We start from the raw sequence: 24,179 nt of genomic DNA on the forward strand, positions 1-24,179 counted from the left end.
GAAGCTAAGCCTTTCAGCGCCGATGGTACTGCAGGGGGGACCCTGTGGGAGAGTAGGACGCCGCCGAACAATCATTGTGGGAAAGCCCCGCACCTTCTGGTGCGGGGCTTTTCTGCGTTTCAGGGCCGGTCCGGGGCCGTTTAGGGTCGGGGCATGGGCTATGAACTCGTCATCTTCGACAACGACGGCGTGCTGGTGGACAGCGAGCGGATTTCCAACACGCTCCTGGCTGCCTACCTGACCGAGCTGGGGCACCCCACCAGCTACGAGGACTCCCTGCGCGACTACATGGGTGCCGCCATGCACCGGGTGCACGAGCTCGTCCTCGCGCGGACCGGCCGCCGGCTGCCCGAGGGGTTCGACGACACGTTCCACGCGCGCGTCTTCGCCGCCTTCGAGCGCGAGTTGGAGGCCGTGTCCGGGGTGCGGGAGATGCTCGACGGGCTGCGCGCGGGCGGGACGGCGTACTGCCTCGCCTCCTCCGGAAGCCACGAGCGGATCCGGGTCGGCCACCGGAGCGCCGGGCTGACCGGGTACTTCGACGACGCACGCATCTTCAGCGCCGAGGACGTCGGCAAGGGCAAGCCCGCCCCCGACCTCTTCCTCCACGCCGCCGCGAAGATGGGCGTCGCGCCCGAGCGGTGCGTGGTGGTCGAGGACAGCCGGCTCGGTGTTCAGGCCGCGGTGGCCGCCGGCATGGACGTGTACGGGTTCACCGCCATGACCCCCGCCGACCGGCTCGCCGGGGCGACCGGACTCTTCGCTTCCATGGCCGAGCTGCCGAGGCTGCTGAAACTGGCCATGTGATCCATCTACCCACCGGTAGTGGCGAGGCCTACGCTGTGCGGCCATGACAGACGTGCGCCTGCGCCGCGGCCGGGCTTCCCTGGCGGTCAGTTTCTTCGTCCAGGGGGTCACCTTCGCCCTCCTCGTGACGCGGATCCCCGCCATCCAGGACCGGTACGGGATATCCGACGCCCTGCTTCCGGCCTTCCTGGCCGCGGTGCCGATCCTGGCCGGGGTGTCGAGCGTGGCCACCGAGAAGCTCGTGCGCAGGGTTCCGCCCAGCGTCGTGCTGCGGTGGAGCCAGCCGCTCGTGCTGCTCGCGCTCCTCGGGGTGGGCGCCGGATCGCAGATGTGGCACGTGGCCGTCGCGCTCGGCGCCTTCGGGCTGGCGGTCGGCGCCCTGGACGCGTCCATGAACATGCTGGGCGTCAGCCTCCAGCGCGAGTACGGCCGCAGCATCATGCTCGGCTTCCACGCCGCGTACAGCCTCGGCGGCATCGCCGGTGCCTCCGCGGCCTGGGCCGGCGCCCACTGGCACCTGTCGCTGTTCGTCTCCTACCTGCCGGCCGTCGTGCTCCTGCTGCCCGCCGCGCTCGTCGGGTCCCGCTGGTACGTCGACCAGGGCCGGCCCGAGGCGGCCGGCGGGGGCACCGCGGCGGCCGGGTCCTCGGGCGTCGCGTTCAAGCTGCTGCTGCCGCTGTGCCTGGTGATGGCCTGCGCGTACATCGGCGACTCGACCGTCGCGAACTGGAGCGCGAAGTACCTCCAGGACGTCCTGGGCAGCTCCGAGCAGCTGGCCACCGTCCCCTACAACGTCTACATGGTCACCACGCTGCTGGGCCGGGCCGTCGGCGACCTCGGCGTGCGCCGCCTCGGGGCGGTGGCCGTGGTGCGCGGCGGGACGCTGCTCGCCGCCGCCGGCTTCGCGGTCGTGGCCGTCGCCCCCGGGGCTTGGACCGGTATGGCCGGGTTCACGCTGCTGGGCTTCGGGCTGTGCGTGATCGTGCCGCAGACCTTCGCGGCCGCGGGGCGGCTCTTCCCCGGGTCCTCCGACGCCGCCATCGCGCGGCTCAACATCTTCAACTACGTCGGCTTCCTGGTCGGTTCCCCGCTCGTCGGCGCCCTGGGCGACGCGTGGAGCTACCGGGGCGCCATGCTCGTACCGATGGCCCTCGTACTTGTCACACTCGGGTACGCCCGCTCGTTCGGCTCCGAGACCGCCCGATACGGTGGCGGGCATGAGCGGGCGCGCGCTGTTGATGTGGGACGAAGCGGTCACGGGGTATGACTTCGGGCCGAGCCATCCGATGGACCCGGCGCGTCTGGCGCTGACCATGGGCCTGGTACGGGCCTTCGGGCTCGACCGGGAGGTCGAGGTACGGGCGGCCAGGGCGGCCGGTGACTCCACCCTGCGGCTGGTGCACCGCGAGGACTACGTGGCCGCCGTGCGGGAGGTGTCGGCCGACCCCGGCGCCGCCGACGGCTCGTACGGCCTCGGGACCGTCGACGACCCCGCCTTCCACGGCATCCACGAGGCCTCCGCGCTGATCGCCGGGCAGTCCGTGGCGGCCGCCGAGGCGGTGTGGCGCGGCGAGGCCGCACACGCCGTGAACTTCGCCGGCGGGCTGCACCACGCGATGCCGGGCGGCGCTTCCGGGTTCTGCGTGTACAACGACGCCGCCCTCGCCATCGCGCGGCTCCTGGAGCTGGGCGCCGAGCGGGTGGCGTACGTGGACGTCGACGTGCACCACGGGGACGGCGTGCAGGCGGCCTTCTGGGACGACCCCCGCGTGCTGACGGTCTCGCTGCACGAGCACCCCAGGACGCTCTTCCCGCAGACCGGCTGGCCGGAGGAGACCGGCGGTGCGGAGGGCTCGGCGGTGAACGTGGCGCTGCCGGCCGGCACCGGGGACGCGGGCTGGCTGCGGGCGTTCCACGCGGTGGTGCCCGAGGTGCTGGCGGAGTTCCGGCCGCAGGTGCTGGTGACCCAGCACGGCGCCGACACCCACTTCGAGGACCCCCTCGCGCACCTGGCGGTGTCGCTGGACGCCCAGCGGGCCGTGCAGGAGGCCTGCCACGCGCTGGCCCACGAGCACGCCGACGGGCGCTGGCTCGCGCTGGGCGGGGGAGGGTACGCGATCGTGGACGTCGTACCGAGGTCGTGGACGCACCTGGTCGGCATCGCCGCGCACCGGCCCGTGGACCCGGAGACCGCCGTGCCGGCGTCGTGGCGGGAGGCTGCCTACGCGCGGACGCGGCAGTTGGCGCCGGGCCGGATGACGGACGGACGATCCGTCAGCTGGGCGGACTGGGATGCCGGTTACGACCCGGCGGACCGGATCGACCAGGCGATCCTCGCGACCAGGCGGGCCGTCTTCCCGCTGCGGGGGCTGCTGGCCTGAAGGGGGCGCGTCCCGGCCCGGATCGCGGCCGGAAAGAGTTAGGCCAAGCGTGGGCCGTATCCGGTGTTCCGGTGCCGGCACCGGGCCGGTGCGGGAGCATCGAACGGTGTTGAGCACCGCCGCGCTGCGTGCGCATCTGCTGGCCGCCCGGTTGGCCGGGCCCGTGGCGACCTCCCGTGAGGAGAGCCTGCGCAGCTACCGCCTGTTCGCGGCGCGCGATCCGCGGGCGCTGCTCGGGCTGGACCCGGAGTGGGGCTGGGGCGAGGGCGACCTGCTGGCGCTGATGGCCGACAAGTGCGGTGTGTCGGGGGATCCCCGCCACGTGAGCGGCCCGGACGTCATCGATCCGGAGCGGACCCTGGCGGCGCTCGACGCGTTCGCGAGCCGGTTACGGCAGGTGGCGGCGGCGCGGGCACCCGTGTTGTTCGGCACCGGTCATCCGCACCGTCTCCTGGGGTTCTACGTCAGTTTGGCGGAGGCGCTGTCGGCGGCGGGATGTGAAGTCCTCACCCCGGCGCAGGGGTGGGGTGTCGACATGGCGAGCCGGTTCGGCGTACGTCCGTACACCCTCGATTACGTACGGGGTGTCGCCCTCGTGCGGGAACCCGGAGCGCGGCCGCCCGGGAGTGCGACCGGCGCACACACGCACTCGCCGCTCCCGGTTCGGGTCGCCCTGGGGGCCCTGGCCGACTCCGGAGGGCCGCTGCCGGCGCTGGTCGTCGGCGATCACGGATGGGTCTGCGGCGCAGGTCAGCTGGGCTTCGAGGCCATCGGGCTGGCCGACACGGACGACCCGGCGCTGTTCGTCGGCGAGGCCGAGGGGCGGGTGTCGGTGGCCGTTCCGCTTGATGACGCCGTGCGTTCGGACTACTACCGTCCGCTCACTCGCTACTTACTCGATCGGGCGAGTCTCGCGGCCTGAGCCGGTGGCCGCAGCTCCTCTTCCCCACTCGTACCACCCGCCCCTACTCTGGGAGTGAGCGCGCAACGACGAGGAGTAACCGGAGGGGAAGCCGGTGCCCGTCAGGTGCGGAAGGTCAAGGTGTGTCATGGCTGCTGGCGAGAGGCCTCTCAGCGAGGTTCAGTTCCTGACCGTGGCGGAGGTCGCCTCGGTGATGCGAGTGTCGAAGATGACCGTGTACCGCCTGGTGCACAATGGCCATCTGCCCGCGATCCGAGTGGGCCGGTCCTTCCGGGTCCCCGAGAACGCGGTCCACGAGTACCTCCGGGAGTCCTACGTGGGGGTGGAGACGGCCTGACGCCTCCCCTCGGTTAACAGGCTCGGAGCTCGGGCGGGTAGGCTAGGCCGACGTAGGTCGTGTGGGCCCAGACGCCCCGCACCAGTGAAGAGAAGTGAGCGAGGGTAGTCGTGGGCTCTGTTATCAAGAAGCGGCGCAAGCGGATGGCCAAGAAGAAGCACCGCAAGCTGCTCAAGCGCACCCGCGTCCAGCGCCGTAACAAGAAGTAAACGGCGTCTGTACGTGTTCTCCGCGGCCCCTCCACCATCCTTTGGTGGAGGGGCCGCGGTGTATAAGGGCCCAGGGAACGCATGCCCGCGCGGGCCGCTCGCGGCCGCGCGTCCGGCATCGAAGGGGAGGCGCTGATCGTGGGCAAGGTCGTGCTGGTCACCGGGGCCGCCCGGCAGTTGGGCACCCGCTTCGTGCGGCGGATCCAGCGGGACCCGGACGTGGAGCGGGTCATCGGGGTGGACACCGAGGAGCCCGACCGGCGGCTCGGCTCGGCCGTCTTCCTCAAGGCCGACATCAGACAGCCGTCGATCGCGCGGATCCTCGCCGAGCACGCCGTGGACACCGTCGTCCACCTCGCGGTCACCGGCAGCCCCCCGCTGGGCGGCGGCGGCCGGACCTCCGTGAAGGAGGCCAACGTCATCGGGACCATGCAGCTGCTCGGCGCCTGCCAGAAGTCCCCGACGGTCCGCCGGCTGGTCGTGAAGTCGACCACGAGCGTGTACGGGGCCGCGCCGCGCGATCCCGCGGTGTTCACGGAGACCACCCAGCCGAAGGCGCTGCCCGGCGGAGGGTTCGCCAAGGACGCCGTCGAGGTCGAGGGGTACGTACGCGGCTTCGCGCGCCGCAGGCCCGACGTGGCGGTCTGCGTGCTGCGCTTCGCGAACATCCTGGGCCCCCGCGCCGACTCCGCGCTGGCCGAGTTCTTCTCGATGCCCGTGATGCCCACGGTGCTGGGCTACGACCCGCGGCTCCAGTTCGTCCACGAGGACGACGTGGTGGACGTGCTGGAGCTGGCCTCGGGCGAGCCGCGGCGCGGCACGCTCAACAGCGGTACGTTCAACATCGCCGGCGACGGCGTGCTGCTGCTCTCGCAGTGCTCGCGGCGGCTGGGACGCCCGACGGTGCCGCTGCTGCTGCCCGCGGTCACGTGGGTGGGCCAGGCGCTGCACACGGTGGGCTTCGCCGACTTCTCGCCGGAGCAGATCCGGCTGCTCACGCACGGGAGGGTCGTGCAGACCACGCAGATGCGCGAGGTGCTGGGCTTCGAGCCCTCCTACACCACCGCCGAGACCTTCGCGGACTTCGCGCGGAGCCGCGGGCCGGGGCTGCTGCCGCCGGAGGCGCTGGGACGTACCGTCGACCGTCTGAGAGGGGCGCTGTTGTGATGGCGGATGCCAAGGTCATCCCGTTCGACGAGGACCGCGAGCGGCCGCGCAGGGCGCCGCGGCGCGGCCGGCCCGGCGGGCGGCGGGACGGGCGGGAGGCGTCGGCGCCGGTGTCGGTGGTCGCTCCGGAGGTTCCGGAGGAGGAGCCCACGGGCCCCGGCGAGCCCGCGGCGGCGGCCGGGGGAGGCGCTGGGGCGGCGGAGGGCTGGGACCGGCGGATCGCGAGCGGACTGGCCTTCCTGAGGCGCCGTCTGACGGGCGAGTACGAGGTCGACGAGTTCGGCTACGACAAGGAGCTCACCGACCAGGTGCTCATGTCGCTGCTGCGGCCCCTGTACGACGGGTACTTCCGGGTCGAGGTGAAGGGCGTCGAGAACATCCCCGCGGAGGGCGGGGCGCTGATCGTCGCCAACCACTCCGGGACGCTGCCGCTGGACGGGCTGATGCTCCAGGTCGCCGTGCACGACCGGCACCCGGCGCAGCGGCACCTGCGGCTGCTGGCCGCGGACCTGGTGTTCATGCTGCCGGTCGTCAACGAGCTAGCGCGGAAGGCCGGGCACACGCTGGCGTGCGCGGAGGACGCGCAGCGGCTGCTGGAGGCCGGGGAGCTGGTGGGCGTGATGCCCGAGGGCTTCAAGGGGATAGGGAAGCCGTTCGGCGAGCGGTACAAGCTCCAGCGGTTCGGGCGGGGCGGGTTCGTCTCGACGGCGCTGCGCGCGGGTACCCCGATCGTGCCGTGCTCGATCGTGGGGGCGGAGGAGATCTACCCCATGATCGGGAACGCGAAGACGCTGGCGCGGCTGTTCGGGCTGCCGTACTTCCCGGTGACGCCGACCTTCCCGTGGCTGGGGCCGCTGGGGGCGGTGCCGCTGCCGACGAAGTGGACGATCCAGTTCGGGGAGCCGATCCCGACGGACGGGTATCCGCCGGAGGCGGCGGAGGACCCGATGCTGATGTTCAATCTGACCGACCAGGTGCGGGAGCAGATCCAGCACACGCTGTACAAGCTGCTGGTGCAGCGGAGGTCGGTCTTCTTCTGAGTGGCAGGCCGCCTTGGCGGTGTGCCGCGTTGACCGCATGCCGAGGGGTGGGGCGCCGGTTCTCCGGTGCCCCACCCCTCGTGCGTGTCCTACTCCGCGTCCTCCGCTCCCAGGCCCAGGCCCGGGAGGATCCCCGGGAGGATGGGCGGGAGGGTGATGTCCGGCTTCGGGGAGGACGAGGACGTGGCCGGCGGCGTGGTCGTCGACTCCTTGGGCGGGTCGAGCAGGTCGCCCGTACCGCCGCCGAGCAGGCCTTCGGAGTCGTCGTCGCGCGAGTCGCTGGGCGCCGGGCGCTCCGGCGTACGGCCCTGGGCGTCCGGGGACGCCGACGGGGCGGCGTGCCGGCCGCCGGGCTCGGCCCGGCCGGTGCCCTGGTCCGCGCTGCCGCCGCCGGCCGACTTGGCCTGGCGGTGCTGCTCGGGCGTCTTGGGCAGCAGCGACTGCAGCGGCGCGACCTCGTCGTCTATGGCGTCGAAGACCGAGTTCACCTCGTCACCGACGTCGGTGAGCTGGGCGGGCAGCCGCTCGCGCAGCTGTCCCCAGGCCTCGCGGTGCGAGCGGGAGAACGAGGACAGCGCCTGGATCGCGCCCAGGGAGCCGTCCCGCTCGTACTCGGCGTGGAGCAGGCGGTGGCCTTCCTCGGCGTCGTGCTTCATCCCGGACAGCGCGCGCCTGATCTCGCCCAGCGATTCGTGGTCGAGCGCCCCGGACCTGCCGCGCTCCATGAGGCGCCGGGCCTCGTGGAGCCTGGTGGAGGCCTGGTCCAGATAGAGCTCGCCTCGGTCCGAGTCGTCCTCGGCCATACCGAGTTTGAGGTCTTCCATCCCGCGCTTCACGGGGTAGAGCGAGTCACCCGGCAGTGCGTCGGTACTGGCAGCGGCGACTCCGCTGAAGGCCCCCGCGGCCACACCGACGGTGAGACCGCCCGCAGCGATGCCCTTCGACCAGCGGGAGCGGGGCCGCAACTTCCGGAGCGAGGTCGCCCGGTGGGCACCACGGCCGGTCCGCTGTTCGGGCACCTGAGGGTCCGTCGAAGCACCCGCTCCGAAGGTTCCCTCCATCACCATGGTCTCCATGGCGGCCACGAGCTGCGCTCGCTGCACCACCTTGACCTCGGGGTCCAACTCCGGGCGCGGTAGCGCGTCGAGCACGTTCGCCAGGGCCAACATCCGGTCGAAATCAGCCGGTTCAGCCGGGTCGGCAGGCGCGTCGGGCTGCTCGGCCGCCGTCTCCGCGGGATCGGAGAGCGTCCGATCCTCCAGGGCCTGGGCGAAGGCGTTCGCCCGCCGGTGCGCCGAAACGTTCGCGATCACTGGCGGCACCTCCTCTCGTCATGACGATCGACTCTCCTGTGTGTCCGGATGGTTGCCCGGCTTGAGCACATCCACTCTTTCGAGTGAGCGACCGCAGGCAGGGCGTGTCCACAGGGAGTCTGCATTCCGCACAACGAGCGGCGCGGCACTTGGGTTACGGACGAAGGATGATCGGACCACAGCGTCATACAGGGGTCACCGGATGTGAGTTGGGATCAGCGGGCGTCGTCCGGCAGCAGTCGGGCCAGCGTGCGGACGGCCCGGTACTGGAGGGTCTTGATGGCACCCTCGTTCTTGCCCATCACCCTGGCCGTCTCGGCCACCGAGAGGCCCTGCAGGAAGCGCAGCGTCACGCACTCCTGCTGCTGAGGATTGAGTTTCCGTACGGCCTCCAGCAGGGCCGCGTTGGACAGGGACTCCAGGACGGAGTCTTCGGGGCTGCGCTCGACCTCGTTGGCGTCGAGCATCTCGCCGGTGGTCACCTCCAGCCGGAACCGGCTGGACTTGAAGTGGTCGGCGACCAGGTTGCGCGCGATCGTCACGAGCCAGGCACCGAAGTCCCGGCCCTGCCAGGTGAACGTGGAGATGCGGCGCAGCGCGCGCAGGAAGGTCTCGCTGGTGAGATCCTCCGCCGTCGCCTTGCCTCCGACGCGGTAGTAGATGTAGCGGTAGACCGTGTCGCTGTACTGGTCGTACAGCCGGCCGAAGGCCTCGGCCTCGCCGTTCTGGGCACGTTCGACCAGGTCCATCATGCGGGCGCTGTCGCTGTCCGCGGTGGGGCGGCGGGCGGTCGACGTGCTCGCACCGGTGCTGCCCCGGCCTCGTCTGCCCACGGTCGCTCCGCCGTCGGCCAGGGCGTAGCAGGGACCGGCAGGGCCGATTCCGGCGGGGACCGCGGCGGCGAAGGCGGGTACGGCGTACGCGGTGGGGACGAAGCCGCGCAAGTGGCCCAGGACCGTTGCGCGGAGCGTAGCCAGGCCCGAGGCGTCAACCCCGACAGGTGGGTACACGGGACTCCCAGAGGCAGAGCTTCCATCACGTGCAGTGCGGACCGTTGACTCGCCGACCAGTGGTGGGGCGACGGAGAGGGGGGCCCGTATGCGTTTGAGGAGAATAACGCTTCGTACAGGCAGCGCTACACCCAGTTGCTCAAATCATCGATTCCGACACTTCTGTTGCGTGTCGAGGGCATATTCGATCGCTGATAGTGATCGACTGGCGATCACTTCTGTACGCGGAATGCCTGCTTCCAGGGCGTGTTGTGGCCGACTCGAAAGCACCCGTGTGCCCCGCGTGTCCTGCGGGCAGAACCGGGGGAATGCCCGTCGTACGGGCGGTGGCGGCGGGGGTCCGCGCGGCCGCTACCTGCGGCGCCGGTGCAGGGCGACCGCGGCCGCCGTGCCGCCCGCGAGGGCGCCCACCCCGGCCGCCGCGGGGATGCCGACCTTCGCCGCCTTGCGGCCGGTCCGATAGTCGCGCAGCCGCCACTCGTTCGCCCGGGCATGCCTGCGCAGTTTTGTGTCGGGATTGATCGCGTACGGATGTCCGACCAGCGACAGCATGGGGATGTCGTTGTGCGAATCGCTGTACGCGGCGCAGCGCGCCAGGTCCAGGCCCTCGGCGGCGGCGAGGGCGCGTACGGCCTCGGCCTTCGCGGGGCCGTGCAGCGGCTCGCCGACGAGCCTGCCCGTGTAGACGCCCTCGACGGACTCGGCGACCGTGCCGAGGGCGCCGGTCAGGCCGAGCCGCCGGGCGATGATCGTGGCCGTCTCGACCGGGGCGGCCGTGACGAGCCAGACCTTCTGGCCGGCGTCGAGGTGGGCCTGGGCCAGGGCGCGGGTGCCCGGCCAGATCCGCTCCGCCATGTACTCGTCGTAGATCTCCTCGCCGATGGCCATCAGTTCGGAGACGCGGTGGCCCTTGACGATGGAGAGGGCGCTGTCGCGGGCGTCCTGCATGTGCTCGGGGTCCTCGACCCCGGCGATCCGGAACCAGGCCTGCTGCCAGGCGAAGCGGGCGAGTTCGCGGCGCTGGAAGAACTCGCGCTTGTAGAGGCCCCGGCCGAAGTGGAAGATCGCCGCGCCCTGCATGACGGTGTTGTCGAGGTCGAAGAAGGCGGCGGCGCGCTCGTCCCCGGCGACGGGGAACTCCGGTTCCTCCGGTGCCGCCTCGGGGGCCGCGAGCTCGGCGGACTCCGCGTACTGCGCGGAGGTCTTGCGCGCGGCCTCGGCGGAGGCCTCGCCCGCGAGCACGCTCCGCGCGGTCGCGGGGCGGTTACGGCGGGTGAGCCATCCGGGAGCGGCCATAGGGCGAGGATAGCCATTGTGTTCGGGTGTTCCCGAACCGTGCGGAAACGGCTGTGTGAACACTGGCGACATCGGACCGGCCGGTCCGCACCGCGGGCGCCGCGCGAGAATGGCCGTATGAGTCCTCTGCTGCGCCGTAAGGAAAAGAAGGCTCCCGGGGAGCGGATGGTGACGCTCATCGGGAAACCGGGCTGCCACCTGTGTGACGTGGCGCAGGAAGTCGTCGAGAGGGTGTGCGCGGAGACGGGCGCCTCCTGGGAGAAGAAGGACATCACCCAGGACGAGGAGCTCTACCGCAGGCACTGGGAGCAGATTCCGGTGGTCCTGGTCGACGGTGAGCAGCACACCTTCTGGCGGGTGGATCCGGAGCGGCTGCGGAAGGCGCTGGCCGGCTGAGTTCCGGTTCCGGGGCCCGGCGCGCGGTGCGGTTGCCGTTCCGGGCGATGTGAGCGGCATCGGGGGCGTGCCGAAGAGGAGTGTGTTCCGCTTTGCCCCCGTCGGGATGAGGACGCGCGGCGTCGGCCGGTAGTTCCCGCAGCTCGTGGCCGGAACGCGTGACCCCCATCACTTTGGTCGGACAAATTGGACACAATCTTTGTGCACGCGTTCACAAAGACATAGCCTGCTGTCGACGGGGCGGTCATGGGACAAACGACCGCCTGCAGCCCCGCTCATCCCGCAGGAGCATCGTGGCAACTGGCCGAAATCACCGACCGGCGACCCGCAGCCGAGGCATTCCCGAGGCCACTGTCGCCCGGCTTCCGCTGTACCTGCGGGCCCTGACCGCGCTGTCCGAGCGCTCGGTGCCCACGGTCTCCTCGGAGGAGCTCGCCGCGGCCGCCGGGGTCAACTCCGCCAAGCTGCGCAAGGACTTCTCGTACCTCGGCTCCTACGGCACCCGCGGTGTCGGCTACGACGTCGAGTACCTCGTCTACCAGATCTCCCGTGAGCTGGGCCTCACGCAGGACTGGCCGGTCGTCATCGTCGGCATCGGCAACCTCGGCGCCGCCCTGGCCAATTACGGCGGGTTCGCGTCCCGTGGTTTCCGCGTGGCCGCGCTCATCGACGCCGACCCGGCGATGGCCGGGAAGCCGGTGGCCGGAATGCCGGTGCAGCACACCGACGAGCTTGAGAAGATCATCGACGAGAACGGCGTCTCGATCGGCGTCATCGCGACCCCGGCGGGCGCTGCCCAGCAGGTCTGCGACCGGCTGGTCGCCGCCGGCGTCACCTCCATCCTGAACTTCGCGCCGACCGTGCTGTCCGTGCCCGAGGGCGTCGACGTGCGGAAGGTCGACCTCTCCATCGAGCTGCAGATCCTGGCCTTCCACGAGCAGCGCAAGGCGGGCGAGGAGCCGGCGGGCGGTGCCGCGGTGCCTTCCGCCGCCGCCCCGGCCCCTGCTGCGTCCACTTCTGCCGCTCCGGCCACCGCCGCTCCCGCATCCGGCGCGCCGCGTCCCGCCGCCGCCGGCGGTGCCGCGACCGGTGCCGGGCGCAAGGGCGGCGGCCCGGAGGGCGACGTACCGGCGGTGATGCCGGCATGAGTCTGCTCGTCGTTGGGCTGAGCCACCGCAGCGCGCCGGTCAGCGTGCTGGAGCGGGCCGCGCTGACCGCCGACGCCAAGGTGAAGCTGCTGCACGACACGCTGGCGGCGGAGCCGGCCACGGAGGCGGCGGTGCTCGCCACGTGCAACCGGATCGAGCTGTACGCGGACGTGGACAAGTTCCACGCCGGCGTCGCCGAGCTCTCGACGCTGCTCGCGCAGCACAGCGGGGTGGCTCTGGAGGAGCTGACCCCGTACCTCTACGTGCACTACGAGGACCGGGCCGTCCACCACCTCTTCTCGGTGGCGTGCGGGCTGGACTCGATGGTCGTCGGCGAGGGCCAGATCCTGGGCCAGATCAAGGACGCGCTCGCGCTGGGGCAGGAGCTCCACACCGCGGGCCGGCTGATCAACGACCTCTTCCAGCAGGCGCTGCGGGTCGGCAAGCGGGCGCACTCCGAGACCGGCATCGACCGGGCCGGGCAGTCGCTCGTGACCTTCGGCCTGGAGCAGCTGGCCGTGGACGTGCCGGTGGAGGCGTGGGCCGCGGGCAAGCGGGCGCTGGTGATCGGCGCCGGCTCGATGTCCTCCCTGGCCGCGGCGACGCTCGCGCGGGTGGGTGTGGCCGAGGTCGTGGTGGCCAACCGGACCCTGGAGCGGGCCGAGCGGCTCGTCGAGATCCTGGGGGAGAAGATCGCGGCGCGGGCCGTCGCGATGGACTCCGTCGGGCGTGAGCTGACACGAGTCGACGTGGCGGTGTCCTGCACCGGAGCCACCGGGCTCGTCCTCACGGAGGACGACGTGGCCGCCGCCGTCGGTTCCGTCCGCGCGGAGCCCTCCCTCTCCGAGACCGCGGGCTCCGCCCCCGGCCCCCGCACCCCCGGCCCGGTCGTGGCCGCCGATCCCGCCGTCGTCGCGCGGCTGGCCGAGGCCGCCGCGCGGCTCGGGCGCCTCGCCGACGCGGGTGCCGCCCGTACGCTGACGGCCGAAGCCGCCGACGCCGACGCGTGCCCCGTCGACTTCGCCCCCGCGGGAGCGAGCGGGCGGGCCGCCATCGCCGGGGTCGACGCCAGCTCGCTGGAGCTGCACGGGGCGTGGGCCGACCGGGCCGAGGCCGCCGGGCGGCAGCCGGTGCGCCGGGCCGCCGTGCCCGCGCAGGCCGGTGGTGCCGTACGGCTCGCGCTGCTCGACCTCGCCATGCCCCGGGACATCGACGCCGCCGTGCACCGCATCCCCGGCGTGCGGCTCGTCGACATCGAGTCGCTCGCCGAGGCCTCCGCGGACGCCCCCATGGCCACGGACGTGGAGCTCGTCAAGGAGATCGTCGCCGACGAGGTGGCGGCCTTCGGCGCGGCCCAGCGGGCCGCGCACATCACCCCGACCGTCGTCGCCCTGCGCGCCATGGCCGCCGAGGTCGTGGCGAGCGAGGTGGCCCGACTCGACGGCCGGCTGCCCGATCTCGACGAGCGCCAGCGGGCGGAGGTCACCCAGACCGTCCGCCGCGTCGTCGACAAGCTCCTGCACGCGCCCACCGTGCGGGTCAAGCAGCTCGCCAGCGAGCCCGGTGGCGCCGGGTACGCCGAAGCACTGCGGGAACTCTTCGACCTCGACCCGGAGACGGTGGCCGCCGTCAGCCGCGTAAAGAACACAGGACCGGCATCATGAACTCAGCGAACTCAGCCCCTGACCAGAGGCCCCTCAAGCTCGGGACGCGGCGCAGCAAGCTGGCCATGGCCCAGTCCGGGCACGTCGCCGACGCGGTGCGCGCCCTGACCGGCCGGCCCGTCGAGCTCGTGGAGATCACGACCTACGGGGACGTCTCCCGCGAGAACCTCGCGCAGATCGGCGGCACCGGCGTCTTCGTGACCGCCCTGCGCGACGCCCTGCTGCGCGGCGAGGTCGACTTCGCGGTGCACTCCCTCAAGGACCTGCCCACCACGCAGCCCGCGGAGCTGGTGCTGGCGGCCATCCCGCGCCGCGAGGACCCGCGTGACGTCCTCGTGGCACGCGACGGGATGACCTTCGAGCAGCTGCCCGACGGCGCCCGGGTCGGCACCGGTTCGCCGCGCCGCATGGCGCAGCTGAACCACTACGCCCGGCAGCTCGGCAAGAGCATCGAGACCGTCGCCATCCGCGGCAACGTGGACACCCGCATCGGCTTCGTGCGCAGCGGCGAGCTCGACGCGGTGGTCCTGGCCGCCGCCGGCCTCAACCGCGTGGGCATGAGCGCGGAGGTCACCGACTTCCTGTCGGTCGACAACGTGCTGCCCGCCCCCGGCCAGGGCGCCCTGGCCATCGAGTGCACCGCGGACAACGCGGACCTCATCGCCGTGCTCGGAGAACTCGACGACCCGCACACCCGGGCCGCCGTGACCGCCGAGCGTTCCCTGCTCGCCGCCCTGGAGGCCGGTTGCAGTGCACCTGTGGGTGCGCTCGCCGATCTTCTGGCCGACGGCCAGGTTGTCAACGAAATGCGCCTGCGCGGCGTCGTCGGCACCACCGACGGCTCGACGCTGGTGCAGCTGTCCACCACCGGTTCCGTGCCCCAGTCGTACGACGAGGCGCTGGCGCTCGGCCGCGAACTCGCGGACGAGATGCTGGCCAAGGGCGCGGCCGGTCTGATGGGGGAGCGAGCACTTTGAGCCCCACAAGTTCCACCACCTCCGCGCTTCCGGCCGTCGCCGTCCAGGGGCACGTCACCTTCCTCGGTGCCGGCCCCGGCGACCCGGGACTGCTCACGCTGCGCGCCGTCGAGGCGCTCGGCGCGGCGGACGTACTGATCGCGGAGCCCGAGGTGCTCGACGTCGTACGCACGCATGCGCGGGCAAATGTCGACACGCCGCAGCTGACGGTCGCTGACGAGGCGTCAGCAGCCGCCGGTGTGCCGGTGATCCGGGACGCCGCCAATCTTGTCATGGAGGCCGCGCGCTCCGGCAGGCGGGTCGTCCGTGCGGTCACCGGCGACCCCGGCCTCGACGGCAACGCCGCCGAGGAGATGCTCGCGTGCGCCACCGAGGGCATCCCCTTCGAGGTGGTCCCGGGCGTCGCGACGGCCGTCGGCGTGCCCGCGTACGCCGGTGTCCCGCTGCGCGACACGGCCGGCACGGACGTCCGCTTCGTGGACGCCCGCACCGCCAACGCGCGCTGCTGGACCGAGGCCGGCACGAGCGACTGCACGCTCGTGGTGTCCGCGACCCTGGAGACGGTGTCCGCCGCCGCGGCCGAGCTGGTCACGGCGGGCCGCAAGCCCGACACCCCGCTGACCGTCACGGTCGCCGGCACGACCACGCGCCAGCGCACCTGGACGGCGACGCTGGGCTCCATCGCCCAGGTCTTCAAGCAGGGCAAGGTGCTCCCCTCCCCGGAGGGCCACCGCCCGGTGATAGCCGTGGTCGGTGAGCACAGCACGGCCGCCCGCCGCGACGAGCTGGCCTGGTTCGAGTCGAAGCCGCTGTTCGGCTGGCGCGTCCTGGTCCCGCGTACGAAGGAGCAGGCGGCCTCGCTCTCCGACCAGCTGCGCAGCTACGGCGCGGTGCCGCACGAGGTGCCGACCATCGCCGTCGAGCCGCCGCGCACCCCGCAGCAGATGGAGCGGGCGGTCAAGGGCCTGGTCACCGGCCGGTACGAGTGGATCGCCTTCACCTCGGTCAACGCGGTCAAGGCGGTGCGCGAGAAGTTCGAGGAGTACGGGCTCGACGCGCGCGCCTTCGCGGGCATCAAGGTCGCCGCGGTGGGCGAGCAGACCGCCGCCGCGCTGGTCGAGTTCGGTGTGAAGCCGGACCTGGTGCCGAGCGGCGAGCAGTCCGCCGCGGGGCTGCTGGAGGACTGGCCGCCGTACGACCCGGTCTTCGACCCGATCGACCGCGTCTTCCTGCCGCGTGCCGACATCGCCACCGAGACGCTGGTGGCGGGCCTGATCGAGCTGGGCTGGGAGGTCGACGACGTCACGGCGTACCGCACCGTGCGGGCGTCGCCGCCGCCGGCCGAGACCCGCGAGGCGATCAAGGGCGGCGGCTTCGACGCGGTGCTCTTCACGTCGTCGTCGACGGTGCGGAACCTGGTGGGCATCGCCGGGAAGCCGCACAACGTGACGGTGATCGCCTGCATCGGTCCGGCCACGGCGAAGACCGCCGAGGAGCACGGGCTGCGGGTGGACGTCCTGTCGCCCGAGCCGTCGGTCTCGAAGCTGGCCGAGGCGCTGGCGGAGTACGGGATCGCTCGGCGGGAGGCGGCGAAGGCGGCCGGTGAGGCCGTGGCTCGCCCGAGCGAGCGTCGGCCGGGGGCGCGGCGCCGCCGTACGACCTGACGGTCGGGGGCGGGGGCATTCTGAGCTCCCGCCCCGCGGTGTCCCCTCCGGGCTCCGCCCGGGCGCGGTGCCGGGCCCGTGCCGGGTGCGGTGCGGGCCGTTACCGGGTGCGGGTGCGTTGCCCTGCGGGGCTGGTCCCTCCCCCAGCTACCGCTGGGAGGTGCCCCCAACCCGCCCTTCCTCCGTTCCTCCCCCAGCTACCGCTGGGAGGTGCCCCCAGCTCCTCAAACGCCGGAGGGGCTGGATATGCCGGAGGGGCTGCATTTGCCCCGGGGCTGCGGATGGGCTCGCGGCGCGTGGGCCGGGGCGCTGGATTTGCCCCAGGGGCTGGGGATGGGCCCGCGGTGCGGGTGCTGCGGACCCCGGTGGGCGGGAGAAGGGTGGGTAAGGGGAACGTTCCCCGGGGGCGGCGCCTACGCTGGGGGCGACCTGTTGCAAACCCACCCAGAGGCGAACATGAGCGTGTACGGATCCTTCCCCGGCTCGCGGCCCCGCCGCCTGCGCACCACTCCCGCCATGCGCAGGATGGTGGCCGAGACCCGGCTCCACCCGGCCGACCTGATCCTCCCCGCCTTCGTGCGCGAGGGCATCAGCGAGCCCATCGCCATCTCCGCGATGCCGGGCGTGGTCCAGCACACCCGTGACTCGCTGCGGAAGGCCGCCGTCGAGGCGGTCGAGGCGGGCGTCGCCGGGATCATGCTCTTCGGCGTTCCGGCGGACGAGAACAAGGACGCGGTCGGCACGGCCGGCACCGAGCCCGACGGCATCCTCCAGGTCGCCATCCGCGACGTGAAGGCCGAGGTCGGCGACGACCTGGTGATCATGTCGGACCTCTGCCTCGACGAGTACACCGACCACGGCCACTGCGGCGTGCTGGACGCGGACGGCCGGGTCGACAACGACGCCACCCTGGAGCGGTACGCCGAGATGGCGCAGGTCCAGGCCGACGCGGGCGTCCACGTCGTGGGCCCGAGCGGCATGATGGACGGCCAGGTGGGCGTCATCCGCGACGCGCTCGACGAGACCGGCCACGAGGACGTCTCGATCCTGGCCTACACGGCGAAGTACAGCTCCGCCTTCTACGGCCCCTTCCGCGAGGCCGTCGCCTCCTCGCTCCAGGGCGACCGCAAGACGTACCAGCAGGACCCGGCGAACGCCCGCGAGTCCCTGCGCGAGCTGGCGCTCGACCTCGAAGAGGGCGCCGACATGGTCATGGTCAAGCCCGCCGGCCCCTACCTCGACATCCTGTACCGCGTCGCGGAGGCCGTGGACGTCCCCGTCTCCGCGTACCAGATCAGCGGCGAGTACGCGATGATCGAGGCCGCCGCCGAGAAGGGCTGGGTCGAGCGCGACCGGGCCATCCTGGAGACCCTGACCGGCATCAAGCGCGCCGGCGCCGACACGATCCTCACCTACTGGGCCACCGAGGTGGCGGGCTGGCTGCGCAACCAGTAGCCCAGCGGCACGGGCGGGCCGCCCGGAGCGTGCGAGGGCGGCCGTACGGGTGCACGCTGGTATCAGCGGCCCCGGAGGTGATCGCCATGAAGGACGCTGTCGGATGGCACGTCGACCTGGAGTTCCAGGAGGACAGCAAACGCACCCGCGCGGCTGCCCTCGTCCGCCTGCCGGACGGGAGCGAGCTGCGCTCGCACGGCTACGCGAGCCGCCACCCCAGTGACGGCAACCAGCCCAGGGTGGGAGAGGAAGTCGCGGCGGCCCGCGCCCTCAACGACCTGAAGGAACAACTGCTCACCAAGGCGCACGACGAGATCGACGAGGCATCGGGCCGGACCTCCTACCCGATCACCCGCTGACGCGCGTCGGACCGCGGTGCAGACGGACAAGGGTGGAGGCGAGTCCGTCATGTCGGATCACCAGCACATCGGATGGCACGTCGAGACGGAGTTCGAGGACGAAGGCCACCGCACCAGCGCGGCCTGCCTCCTGAGACTCGCCGACGGTACGGAGTTGAAGGCGCGCGGGTACTCCCTGCGCCACCCCTCCGACCCGGAGCAGCTGAGGGTCGGGGAGGAGATCGCCGGCGCGCGGGCGCTGATGGACCTCGCGTCGCAGCTGCTGGAGAAGGCCCATGGGGAGATCGACGAGATGACGGGCAAGCACTCGTACCCGATCAACCGCTGATCGCTCCCCTGGTGGGTGAGGGAAACCGGGACGGCCCGGGCGCGTGCGCCCGGGCCGTTCTCGTACCGGTACCGGTCAGGGGCGGGCGTCCGCCGGGGGTTCGGTGGCGATGGTGGCGGCGGCGTTGTCGCCGTCACCGTTGTGGTGGCCGCCGTTGCCGCCGGATCCGTTGCCGTTGTTGTCGTGCTTGCCGTTGCCGTTGCTCTGCCATTCGATGGCGAAGGCCTCGGTGGCGCCGGTCGGAGCGGCCGCCCCCACGAGCGCGCCCCCCGCCGCGTAGACGCACGGGCTCTTGGTGTTCTTCGGGCAGGGAGCCGTGGCTCCGGCGAAGCCGCGGTGCGGAGTCGGCAGCTGGGGCAGGGTGGACCAGGCGTTCGTGGCCGGGCTGTACGCCTCGAAGGTCCGCAGCGAGTTCGCGGCGTCACCACCGCCCATGGCGTAGACGCAGGTGTTCTTCATGCCGTCTGGGCAGGGGGCGGACGAGGCCGCCAGTTCGTCGCGGGCCGTGGGCATGTCCGGTACGTGCGACCAGGCGTTGCCGGCGGGGCTGTAGACCTCGACCGACTTCAGCTTCCCCGAGTCGTTGCGGCCGCCGATGGCGTACACGCAGGTGCCGTGGTGCTTCGACTTGGCCGGGCACGGTGCCGTGGCCCCGGCGTGGGCCGCGCGCGCGGTGGTGAGGGGAGCGAGCGTGACCCACACGCCCGTCTTGGGGCTGAAGGCCTCCACCGAGGTCAGGTGGGTCTTGAGGTCGAGGCCCAGGCCTCCGAAGACGTACACGCAGGAGCCGCTCAGGCCGAGGCCCTCGGGGCAGGGACCGGTCGCCGAGGCGGCGAGGGTACGAGGCGTCTTCAGGCCCGGCAGGGTGATCCAGGTGTTGGTGGCGGTGCTGTACGCCTCCACGGTCGTGGTTGCGGCGTCGGTGTTGGGCACCACACCACCCGCGGTGTACAGGCAGTCGCCCTGCACCCCGTTCGGGCAGGGGGCGGTGGTCGCCGTGATGCCCTCGCGGGCGGTCGGCATCTCGGGCAGCGAGATCCAGGTGTTGGAGGCGGGGCTGTACGCCTCCAGGACGTCGAACGCCTCGGTGCCGCCGACGGTGTACACGCACGTGCTCGTGAACCCCTGTGGGCACTTCGCAGCCGCCCCGGCCAGATGGGCCCGCGCGGTCGGCATGGGGGGAACGGACACCCACACGCCCTGCGCCGAGGCGGTGGTCGTGGACAGGGCGAGGAAGGGGGCCAGGGCGAGGACGGCGAGCCGTCTCAGGCCCCGGGAGCGGAAGGGATGCATGGGACCTCCACACGCGGCCGATGGTTCGCTACTCACCATCACGCCGGGTGCGCGGAGCGTCGCGCGGAGCGCGGCCGAACGGCTCAGTACCGGGTCCCCTGCGGGGTGCTGCCGGTTCTAGCGGGTGACCCACCCGGTCAGTGCCGCCCACGCGTGGGGTGCGAGCCGCAGCTCGGGGCCACCGGTGATCTTGGAGTCCCGGACGTGGACGGCGGTGGGGCATGTGGCGACCTCGACGCAGTCGCCGCCCTGCTCAGTGCTGTGGCTGGACTTGTGCCAAGCGATGGCGACCTCCAGGCACTGGCCGCCGTCGCTCCCGCTGTAGCTGGACTTGAACCACTTCAGTGCGGTGCTCATAGCTCTCCTAGCAGGCGGTCCAACAGGCCCCGTGTCTCGCCGGGGTTGAGGGCCTGAGTCCGCAGCATCGCATACCGGCGGGCCATGATGCTCACCTCGTCTCCGTCCGCGATGAGCTGGCTGCCGCGCTGGCTTTCGGAGTAGCCGAGGTGTTGGTGGTCGGGGGTCTCCAAGAGCGTGAACGGGCCATCGAGGGCTGAGTGGTTAGGCTGGCTGAGCGGCATCACTTGGACGGAGACGTCAGGGAGTCGTGAGCAGGTGATGAGGTGCTGGAGCAGCTCCGCGTGGACCTCGGGGCCGCCGATCTGGTGGCGTACGACCGGCTCCCAGATGACGAAGCTCAAGGTGGGCGGGGACTCGCGGCGGAGGATCGCCTGCCGCTGTAGACGATCGGAGGTCAGCTCCTCGATCTTCTCGTCGCGGAACGCCGGAACGCGGCACCGGAAGACGGCCCGCGCGTAGTTCTCGGTCTGGAGCAGACCCGGGACGACCTGGTTGTCGTACCAGGAGAGGGCGATGGCCTCCTTCTCGCATCGCATGTACTGCTCGGCCCACTCCGGTACTCGGTCCACGGGCGGCAAGTGGGCCACAGCGGCGGCCAGCACCCCGCCCGTCTTTAGAACGGCGTCCATCCGCTCGGCCACATCCGGCATCAGGGCGCGTCGCCCCTGCTCGATCGAGCCGATCGTCTCCTCGTCCATGCGGAGCCGACCGGCAAGTTCACGTTGCGTCATGTTGTTCGCCCGGCGGAGAACGGCCACCTGTGCCCCCACCATCTTCAGGGCAGTGCCGTTCCTCGGTACGCGTTTCCTCGGCGCCATGAATCCGAACTCCCCACCTGCGCCCGTGCCATGCCCGTACCAACCCGTACCAATGAATGGGTACGGGTCGGCGCACTGTTGGAGCGTAGTCACGCACCGCGACGATCGCCCCGTGAACATCGACACTCAACCCGCCCTGATGAAGGAGCGGTTCTTTCCGCGCTCCCGGCAGACCGTCCGCGCCGCACGGCACTTCGCAGCCGAGACGCTCGATGCGTGGGGCGTCCACGCGCGCCGGTACGACATGCTGCTCTGCCTCAGCGAGCTGGCCACCAACGCCCTGCGCCACGGAGTGCCTCCCGGGCGCGGGTACCGCGTGCGGCTGCTCGGGTACGACGGCGGCGTCCGGCTGGAGGTGCACGACAGCGGGCCCGGGCTGTCCCGGACGCGGGTCGGGGCCGGGATGGGGCTCGTCCTCGTGGCGGCGACCTCGGACCGCTGGGGCGCGGTGCCGAGGTCGCCGGGGAAGACCGTGTGGTGCGAGTTCGACGCGGAGGCGCGGCCGCCGCTACGGGCAGAGCCGGCCCGGCTTGGGGTAGCAGTCGTCCGGCGGGTCGACCGGGCCGCCGGGACGGAAGTTGGACCACCACAACGGGGTGCTGGCGGACGAGTAGACGATGAGGTTGCCCTCGTTCGAGACGGCCAGGTACGCGCCCGGCCGGCCCGCGGTGCCGCTGTTCCACAGCGGCCGCCAGGCGGCGTCGTACGCGACGAGGTTCCCGTCGCCCTGCATGTAGAAGTACGTGCCGACGCCGTACGTGCCGCGGGCGGTCCAGATCGCGGTGCCGTGGTGGTACAGGACCACGTGGCCGTCGGTCTGCTGGACCAGGGACGTGTTCCCGTCGGGCGAGGACCAGGACTGGCCGCGGGTCAGCCCGCTGTTGCCCTGGATGATCGTCTCGGTGCCGTTGACGGTGGCGGTGGCGGCCGTACGGGCCGGCGCACCGGCCGCGTGGGCGGTGGCGGCCCCCAGCCCGGCCGGGGCCAGGGCGAGGACGGCGGTGGCGGTCAGGACCGCCAGTCTGAGGCGGGTTCGGTTCATGCGGACTCCTGTGCGGTGTGATCCGGATGGACGCCGGAAGACTCGCAGCGGAACCGGCGCCGCAGCAGGAGGAATTCGGCCGGGTGCGGATACGTCCGGAAACGCGGACTTGCGGAGGTTCACGCCGCCTGCCGGGGATTTGCGCGGTCAGGCCGCGCACCCGGCCCGCTCACACGTCGAGGATCCCCGCTCGCCGCATCCGCAGTTCGGATCGCACGAGTTCGAGGAGGCGCCCCGACCAGTTGCGGCCCCGGCCGCCGTTGTCGCCCCAGAATTCCGAGGTCATGTCGTCGTAGATCACGGTGGCGTCGTCCGTCGCCAGCAGGATCTCGGCCAGGTCGGGGTGCTGGTCGTACTTGGCGCGCAGCAGGTGCGTCATGACGGCGGTCCGGACGTGCTCCCAGTCCTCGCGACGGGGTGCCCCCGCCGCGAGCGTGCGCGCCGCGAGGGCGTTGTCCGCCGCCGCGACCGTGTGCCGAGCCTCCGGCTCGGCGACCGACAGGGCCCAGTAGGCGTGGGCGACGGAGGGGTAGTCGGAGTCCGCGACCCTGATCGGCGCGGGGTAGTCGTGCCGCAGGCCGAGCCTGCCGGGGTCGGCCACCGGCTCGCGCGGAAACGAGTGGTACAGCTGGACGGCCGGTGCGTGCGGTGCCGCCGGTCCGTCCGCGGGCACCTCGGCAGCCCGCTTGGCCCTCCAGCGGGCCTGCTCCTCGAAGTACGCGAGGGCCCTGTCGTAGCTCTGCTGGGTGACCGTTCCGTCGTACGGGAGGTAGGTCCGGCCACCGGGCCCCGCCACCAGGACGCGCAGCGGCCAGTCCTTGCTGTCCATGTCGCCCAGCGCGAAGCGCCGCTGGGACTCCGGGACGGCCAGGAACGCGGCACGGGCCGCAGCCCGGTTCTCCTCGGTCCGGTCGGCGAGGAAGGCGTCGACGGCGGCCAGGCAGCGGTCGGTCGAGTCGGGCCGCCCGTTCAGCTGGTCGATGGTGTCACGGACCTCGGCGAGCAGCAGCTCGGGCGTGAGCCAGCTCTCCGGCTCGCCGAACTTCCAGTGCGCCAGCTCGTGAGCGGACGCCTCGCCGCCCTCCGGGAGGTTGGTGGCCACCCAGCCGGTGCGCAGCTTCTCCTCGAACTCCTCGACGGTGACCAGGCCCCAGCAGTCGATGAGCCCGTCCGCGTAGATGAAGAGGTCGGTGAGGAAATACTGGCCGCCGTTGCAGATGAAGGCGTGCCGCCAGGTTCCGGGTATGCGGATGCCGTCTGCCGTGCGGTGGGTGGTCCGGTTGCCGATCATGCTGGGATTGTGCCGCAGCGGTCGCCGTGCGGACCGTGATTTTCCTCCGGGGACGGCTCGTCGCGTGACCGCCGTGGCGGAAGTGCAGCGCCGAGGGCGCCGATGCCACCGCCGGCGGTGTCCGGGACCGGTCCCGGGTCGCGGCCTAGACTCCGGGCCATGGGGAATCTGACTGCTGCCGTGATCGAGGACCTCGCGCCCGAGGGCGTGCTGCGGGCCTCGGTCAACCTCGGGAACCCGGTCCTCGCACAGGGCACGCCCGAGGAGCCCGCCGGGATCACCGTGGACATCGCACGCGAGCTGGCCGCCCGGCTCGGGCTGCCGCTGGAGGTGCTCTGCTTCGACGCGGCCCGCAAGTCCTTCGCGGCGATGGCCGAGGGGCGCGCCGACCTCTGCTTCCTGGCCGTCGACCCGGCGCGGGAGGCGGAGGTGGCGTTCACCGCCCCGTACGTGCTGATCGAGGGCGTGTACGCGGTCCCGGCCGAGTCCGCCCTGACCACGGCCGCCGAGGTGGACGCCGACGGCGTGCGGATCGGCGTCAAGGAGGGCTCGGCGTACGACCTGTACCTGTCCCGGGCGCTGGAGCACGCGACCGTCGTACGCGGTGCCGAGGGCGTGGACGTCTTCCGGGAGCAGGGGCTGGAGGCCGGGGCCGGCATCCGGCAGCCGATGACCGCGTACGCGGCCGCGCACCCCGAAGTGCGGCTGCTGGACCAGGCGTTCATGCAGATCAGGCAGGCCGTCGGAACGACCGTGGACCGGCGGCCCGAGACGGTGGCGTGGCTGCGGGCCTTCGTGGAGGAGCTGAAGGCGTCCGGCTTCGTCGCGGACGCGCTGCGGCGGTCGGGGCAGTCGGAGAGCCTTTGCGCCCCGGCGGAGTAGCGGTGCAACGGCCGCGGGGG

At 72.2% G+C, this 24,179-nt stretch carries 24 protein-coding genes and 2 pseudogenes; 18 read left to right on the top strand and 8 right to left on the bottom strand.

Annotation, left to right across the window (positions count from 1 at the left end):
- The first annotated feature begins 153 nt into the window (after window positions 1-153).
- The 8 genes from ACIF6F_RS13620 (at window position 154) to ACIF6F_RS13655 (ending at window position 6,863) form a co-directional block, all read left to right on the top strand.
- A complete protein-coding gene (locus ACIF6F_RS13620; RefSeq protein ID WP_399945591.1) occupies window positions 154-807 on the top strand; it encodes an HAD family hydrolase in 654 nt (217 codons plus the stop codon).
- Window positions 808-850: 43 nt separating this feature from the next.
- Window positions 851-2,074 (top strand): MFS transporter, encoded by a 1,224-nt coding sequence (locus tag ACIF6F_RS13625; protein ID WP_399945594.1) that lies wholly within the window; start codon window positions 851-853, stop codon window positions 2,072-2,074.
- Entirely contained in the window at window positions 2,025-3,188 is a 1,164-nt protein-coding gene (locus ACIF6F_RS13630) for an acetoin utilization protein AcuC (RefSeq protein ID WP_399945597.1), read from the top strand. Before ACIF6F_RS13625 ends, ACIF6F_RS13630 begins: the two co-directional genes overlap by 50 nt.
- A gap of 106 nt (window positions 3,189-3,294) precedes the next feature.
- A complete protein-coding gene (locus ACIF6F_RS13635) occupies window positions 3,295-4,110 on the top strand; it encodes a phosphatase (RefSeq protein WP_399945600.1) in 816 nt (271 codons plus the stop codon).
- Window positions 4,111-4,237: 127 nt separating this feature from the next.
- Window positions 4,238-4,447: a helix-turn-helix domain-containing protein gene (locus tag ACIF6F_RS13640; protein WP_158939552.1), complete on the top strand. Its 210-nt coding sequence runs from the start codon at window positions 4,238-4,240 to the stop codon at window positions 4,445-4,447.
- 110 nt (window positions 4,448-4,557) lie between these two features.
- The gene (locus tag ACIF6F_RS13645) at window positions 4,558-4,656 is read left to right on the top strand and encodes a 30S ribosomal protein bS22 (RefSeq protein ID WP_003948845.1); all 99 of its coding nucleotides are present in this window, start codon (window positions 4,558-4,560) and stop codon (window positions 4,654-4,656) included.
- A 138-nt stretch (window positions 4,657-4,794) separates the two neighbouring features.
- The gene (locus ACIF6F_RS13650; RefSeq protein WP_399946504.1) at window positions 4,795-5,823 is read left to right on the top strand and encodes an NAD-dependent epimerase/dehydratase family protein; all 1,029 of its coding nucleotides are present in this window, start codon (window positions 4,795-4,797) and stop codon (window positions 5,821-5,823) included.
- On the top strand, window positions 5,823-6,863 hold the full coding sequence (locus tag ACIF6F_RS13655; RefSeq protein WP_399945604.1) for a lysophospholipid acyltransferase family protein: 1,041 nt from the start codon (window positions 5,823-5,825) through the stop codon (window positions 6,861-6,863). The genes ACIF6F_RS13650 and ACIF6F_RS13655 overlap by 1 nt, the downstream gene beginning before the upstream one ends.
- Before the next feature lie 89 nt (window positions 6,864-6,952).
- Here the strand turns inward: ACIF6F_RS13655 and ACIF6F_RS13660 are convergent, their stop codons facing one another.
- From ACIF6F_RS13660 to ACIF6F_RS13670, 3 genes are all read right to left on the bottom strand, one after another.
- A complete protein-coding gene (locus ACIF6F_RS13660) occupies window positions 6,953-8,176 on the bottom strand; it encodes a DUF5667 domain-containing protein (RefSeq protein ID WP_399945607.1) in 1,224 nt (407 codons plus the stop codon).
- A gap of 215 nt (window positions 8,177-8,391) precedes the next feature.
- On the bottom strand, window positions 8,392-9,186 hold the full coding sequence (locus ACIF6F_RS13665) for an ECF subfamily RNA polymerase sigma factor, BldN family (protein WP_399945610.1): 795 nt from the start codon (window positions 9,184-9,186) through the stop codon (window positions 8,392-8,394).
- A gap of 351 nt (window positions 9,187-9,537) precedes the next feature.
- Window positions 9,538-10,482, bottom strand: coding sequence for an HAD family hydrolase (locus ACIF6F_RS13670; RefSeq protein WP_399945612.1), 945 nt, complete (start codon window positions 10,480-10,482; stop codon window positions 9,538-9,540).
- 117 nt (window positions 10,483-10,599) lie between these two features.
- Between ACIF6F_RS13670 and ACIF6F_RS13675 the strand changes: the two genes are divergently transcribed.
- From ACIF6F_RS13675 to ACIF6F_RS13710, 8 genes are all read left to right on the top strand, one after another.
- A complete protein-coding gene (locus tag ACIF6F_RS13675; protein WP_399945613.1) occupies window positions 10,600-10,878 on the top strand; it encodes a glutaredoxin family protein in 279 nt (92 codons plus the stop codon).
- Window positions 10,879-11,171: 293 nt separating this feature from the next.
- Window positions 11,172-12,026, top strand: coding sequence for a redox-sensing transcriptional repressor Rex (locus tag ACIF6F_RS13680; RefSeq protein WP_399945616.1), 855 nt, complete (start codon window positions 11,172-11,174; stop codon window positions 12,024-12,026).
- Window positions 12,023-13,690 (top strand): glutamyl-tRNA reductase, encoded by a 1,668-nt coding sequence (locus ACIF6F_RS13685; RefSeq protein WP_399945618.1) that lies wholly within the window; start codon window positions 12,023-12,025, stop codon window positions 13,688-13,690. The genes ACIF6F_RS13680 and ACIF6F_RS13685 overlap by 4 nt, the downstream gene beginning before the upstream one ends.
- Complete coding sequence (gene hemC / locus ACIF6F_RS13690; protein WP_399945621.1) at window positions 13,687-14,667, top strand: hydroxymethylbilane synthase; 981 nt, start codon at window positions 13,687-13,689, stop codon at window positions 14,665-14,667. Before ACIF6F_RS13685 ends, hemC begins: the two co-directional genes overlap by 4 nt.
- Window positions 14,664-16,331 carry a uroporphyrinogen-III synthase gene (locus ACIF6F_RS13695; protein ID WP_399945624.1) on the top strand — a complete coding sequence of 556 codons (1,668 nt, stop codon included), beginning with the start codon at window positions 14,664-14,666 and terminating at the stop codon, window positions 16,329-16,331. Before hemC ends, ACIF6F_RS13695 begins: the two co-directional genes overlap by 4 nt.
- 456 nt (window positions 16,332-16,787) lie before the next feature.
- Window positions 16,788-17,786, top strand: a complete 999-nt coding sequence (hemB, locus tag ACIF6F_RS13700; protein ID WP_399945626.1) for a porphobilinogen synthase — start codon at window positions 16,788-16,790, stop codon at window positions 17,784-17,786.
- A gap of 86 nt (window positions 17,787-17,872) precedes the next feature.
- Window positions 17,873-18,145 carry a DUF1876 domain-containing protein gene (locus ACIF6F_RS13705; protein ID WP_399945629.1) on the top strand — a complete coding sequence of 91 codons (273 nt, stop codon included), beginning with the start codon at window positions 17,873-17,875 and terminating at the stop codon, window positions 18,143-18,145.
- A gap of 49 nt (window positions 18,146-18,194) precedes the next feature.
- A complete protein-coding gene (locus ACIF6F_RS13710; RefSeq protein ID WP_399945632.1) occupies window positions 18,195-18,473 on the top strand; it encodes a DUF1876 domain-containing protein in 279 nt (92 codons plus the stop codon).
- A gap of 357 nt (window positions 18,474-18,830) precedes the next feature.
- On the opposite strand, the pseudogene ACIF6F_RS13715 reads toward ACIF6F_RS13710, so the two are convergent.
- The 3 genes and pseudogenes from ACIF6F_RS13715 to ACIF6F_RS13725 all read right to left on the bottom strand — a co-directional run.
- Window positions 18,831-19,805, bottom strand: a pseudogene (locus tag ACIF6F_RS13715) (Kelch repeat-containing protein); the annotation flags it as partial.
- Between the two features lie 78 nt (window positions 19,806-19,883).
- Window positions 19,884-20,123, bottom strand: a complete 240-nt coding sequence (locus ACIF6F_RS13720) for a DUF397 domain-containing protein (protein WP_399945635.1) — start codon at window positions 20,121-20,123, stop codon at window positions 19,884-19,886.
- Window positions 20,120-21,064 carry a Scr1 family TA system antitoxin-like transcriptional regulator gene (locus tag ACIF6F_RS13725; protein ID WP_399946506.1) on the bottom strand — a complete coding sequence of 315 codons (945 nt, stop codon included), beginning with the start codon at window positions 21,062-21,064 and terminating at the stop codon, window positions 20,120-20,122. Before ACIF6F_RS13725 ends, ACIF6F_RS13720 begins: the two co-directional genes overlap by 4 nt.
- A gap of 19 nt (window positions 21,065-21,083) precedes the next feature.
- Between ACIF6F_RS13725 and ACIF6F_RS13730 the strand changes: the two are divergent.
- Window positions 21,084-21,425: pseudogene (locus tag ACIF6F_RS13730) on the top strand (ATP-binding protein); the annotation flags it as partial.
- A gap of 27 nt (window positions 21,426-21,452) precedes the next feature.
- Here the strand turns inward: ACIF6F_RS13730 and ACIF6F_RS13735 are convergent.
- On the bottom strand, window positions 21,453-21,986 hold the full coding sequence (locus ACIF6F_RS13735) for a hypothetical protein (RefSeq protein ID WP_399946558.1): 534 nt from the start codon (window positions 21,984-21,986) through the stop codon (window positions 21,453-21,455).
- Between the two features lie 169 nt (window positions 21,987-22,155).
- Entirely contained in the window at window positions 22,156-23,277 is a 1,122-nt protein-coding gene (locus tag ACIF6F_RS13740; protein ID WP_399945638.1) for an NADAR family protein, read from the bottom strand.
- Window positions 23,278-23,436: 159 nt separating this feature from the next.
- Here ACIF6F_RS13740 and ACIF6F_RS13745 point away from each other — a divergent pair, with 159 nt between their 5' ends.
- Window positions 23,437-24,159, top strand: a complete 723-nt coding sequence (locus ACIF6F_RS13745) for a transporter substrate-binding domain-containing protein (RefSeq protein ID WP_399945641.1) — start codon at window positions 23,437-23,439, stop codon at window positions 24,157-24,159.
- Window positions 24,160-24,179 lie beyond the last annotated feature (20 nt).

This window comes from Streptomyces sp. NPDC086023 (genome assembly GCF_044540325.1).
Classification (GTDB): Bacteria; Actinomycetota; Actinomycetes; order Streptomycetales; family Streptomycetaceae; genus Streptomyces.

Coding starts and splice junctions, on each gene's coding strand:
- ACIF6F_RS13705 (WP_399945629.1), top strand. CDS start 17,873: ATGAAGGACGCTGTCGGATGGCACGTCGACCTGGAGTTCCAGGAGGAC.
- hemC (WP_399945621.1), top strand. CDS start 13,687: ATGAACTCAGCGAACTCAGCCCCTGACCAGAGGCCCCTCAAGCTCGGG.
- ACIF6F_RS13630 (WP_399945597.1), top strand. CDS start 2,025: ATGAGCGGGCGCGCGCTGTTGATGTGGGACGAAGCGGTCACGGGGTAT.
- ACIF6F_RS13685 (WP_399945618.1), top strand. CDS start 12,023: ATGAGTCTGCTCGTCGTTGGGCTGAGCCACCGCAGCGCGCCGGTCAGC.
- ACIF6F_RS13710 (WP_399945632.1), top strand. CDS start 18,195: ATGTCGGATCACCAGCACATCGGATGGCACGTCGAGACGGAGTTCGAG.
- ACIF6F_RS13745 (WP_399945641.1), top strand. CDS start 23,437: ATGGGGAATCTGACTGCTGCCGTGATCGAGGACCTCGCGCCCGAGGGC.
- ACIF6F_RS13740 (WP_399945638.1), bottom strand. CDS start 23,277: ATGATCGGCAACCGGACCACCCACCGCACGGCAGACGGCATCCGCATA.
- ACIF6F_RS13735 (WP_399946558.1), bottom strand. CDS start 21,986: ATGAACCGAACCCGCCTCAGACTGGCGGTCCTGACCGCCACCGCCGTC.
- hemB (WP_399945626.1), top strand. CDS start 16,788: ATGAGCGTGTACGGATCCTTCCCCGGCTCGCGGCCCCGCCGCCTGCGC.
- ACIF6F_RS13640 (WP_158939552.1), top strand. CDS start 4,238: ATGGCTGCTGGCGAGAGGCCTCTCAGCGAGGTTCAGTTCCTGACCGTG.
- ACIF6F_RS13670 (WP_399945612.1), bottom strand. CDS start 10,482: ATGGCCGCTCCCGGATGGCTCACCCGCCGTAACCGCCCCGCGACCGCG.
- ACIF6F_RS13675 (WP_399945613.1), top strand. CDS start 10,600: ATGAGTCCTCTGCTGCGCCGTAAGGAAAAGAAGGCTCCCGGGGAGCGG.
- ACIF6F_RS13625 (WP_399945594.1), top strand. CDS start 851: ATGACAGACGTGCGCCTGCGCCGCGGCCGGGCTTCCCTGGCGGTCAGT.
- ACIF6F_RS13720 (WP_399945635.1), bottom strand. CDS start 20,123: ATGAGCACCGCACTGAAGTGGTTCAAGTCCAGCTACAGCGGGAGCGAC.
- ACIF6F_RS13655 (WP_399945604.1), top strand. CDS start 5,823: ATGGCGGATGCCAAGGTCATCCCGTTCGACGAGGACCGCGAGCGGCCG.
- ACIF6F_RS13620 (WP_399945591.1), top strand. CDS start 154: ATGGGCTATGAACTCGTCATCTTCGACAACGACGGCGTGCTGGTGGAC.
- ACIF6F_RS13725 (WP_399946506.1), bottom strand. CDS start 21,064: ATGTTCACGGGGCGATCGTCGCGGTGCGTGACTACGCTCCAACAGTGC.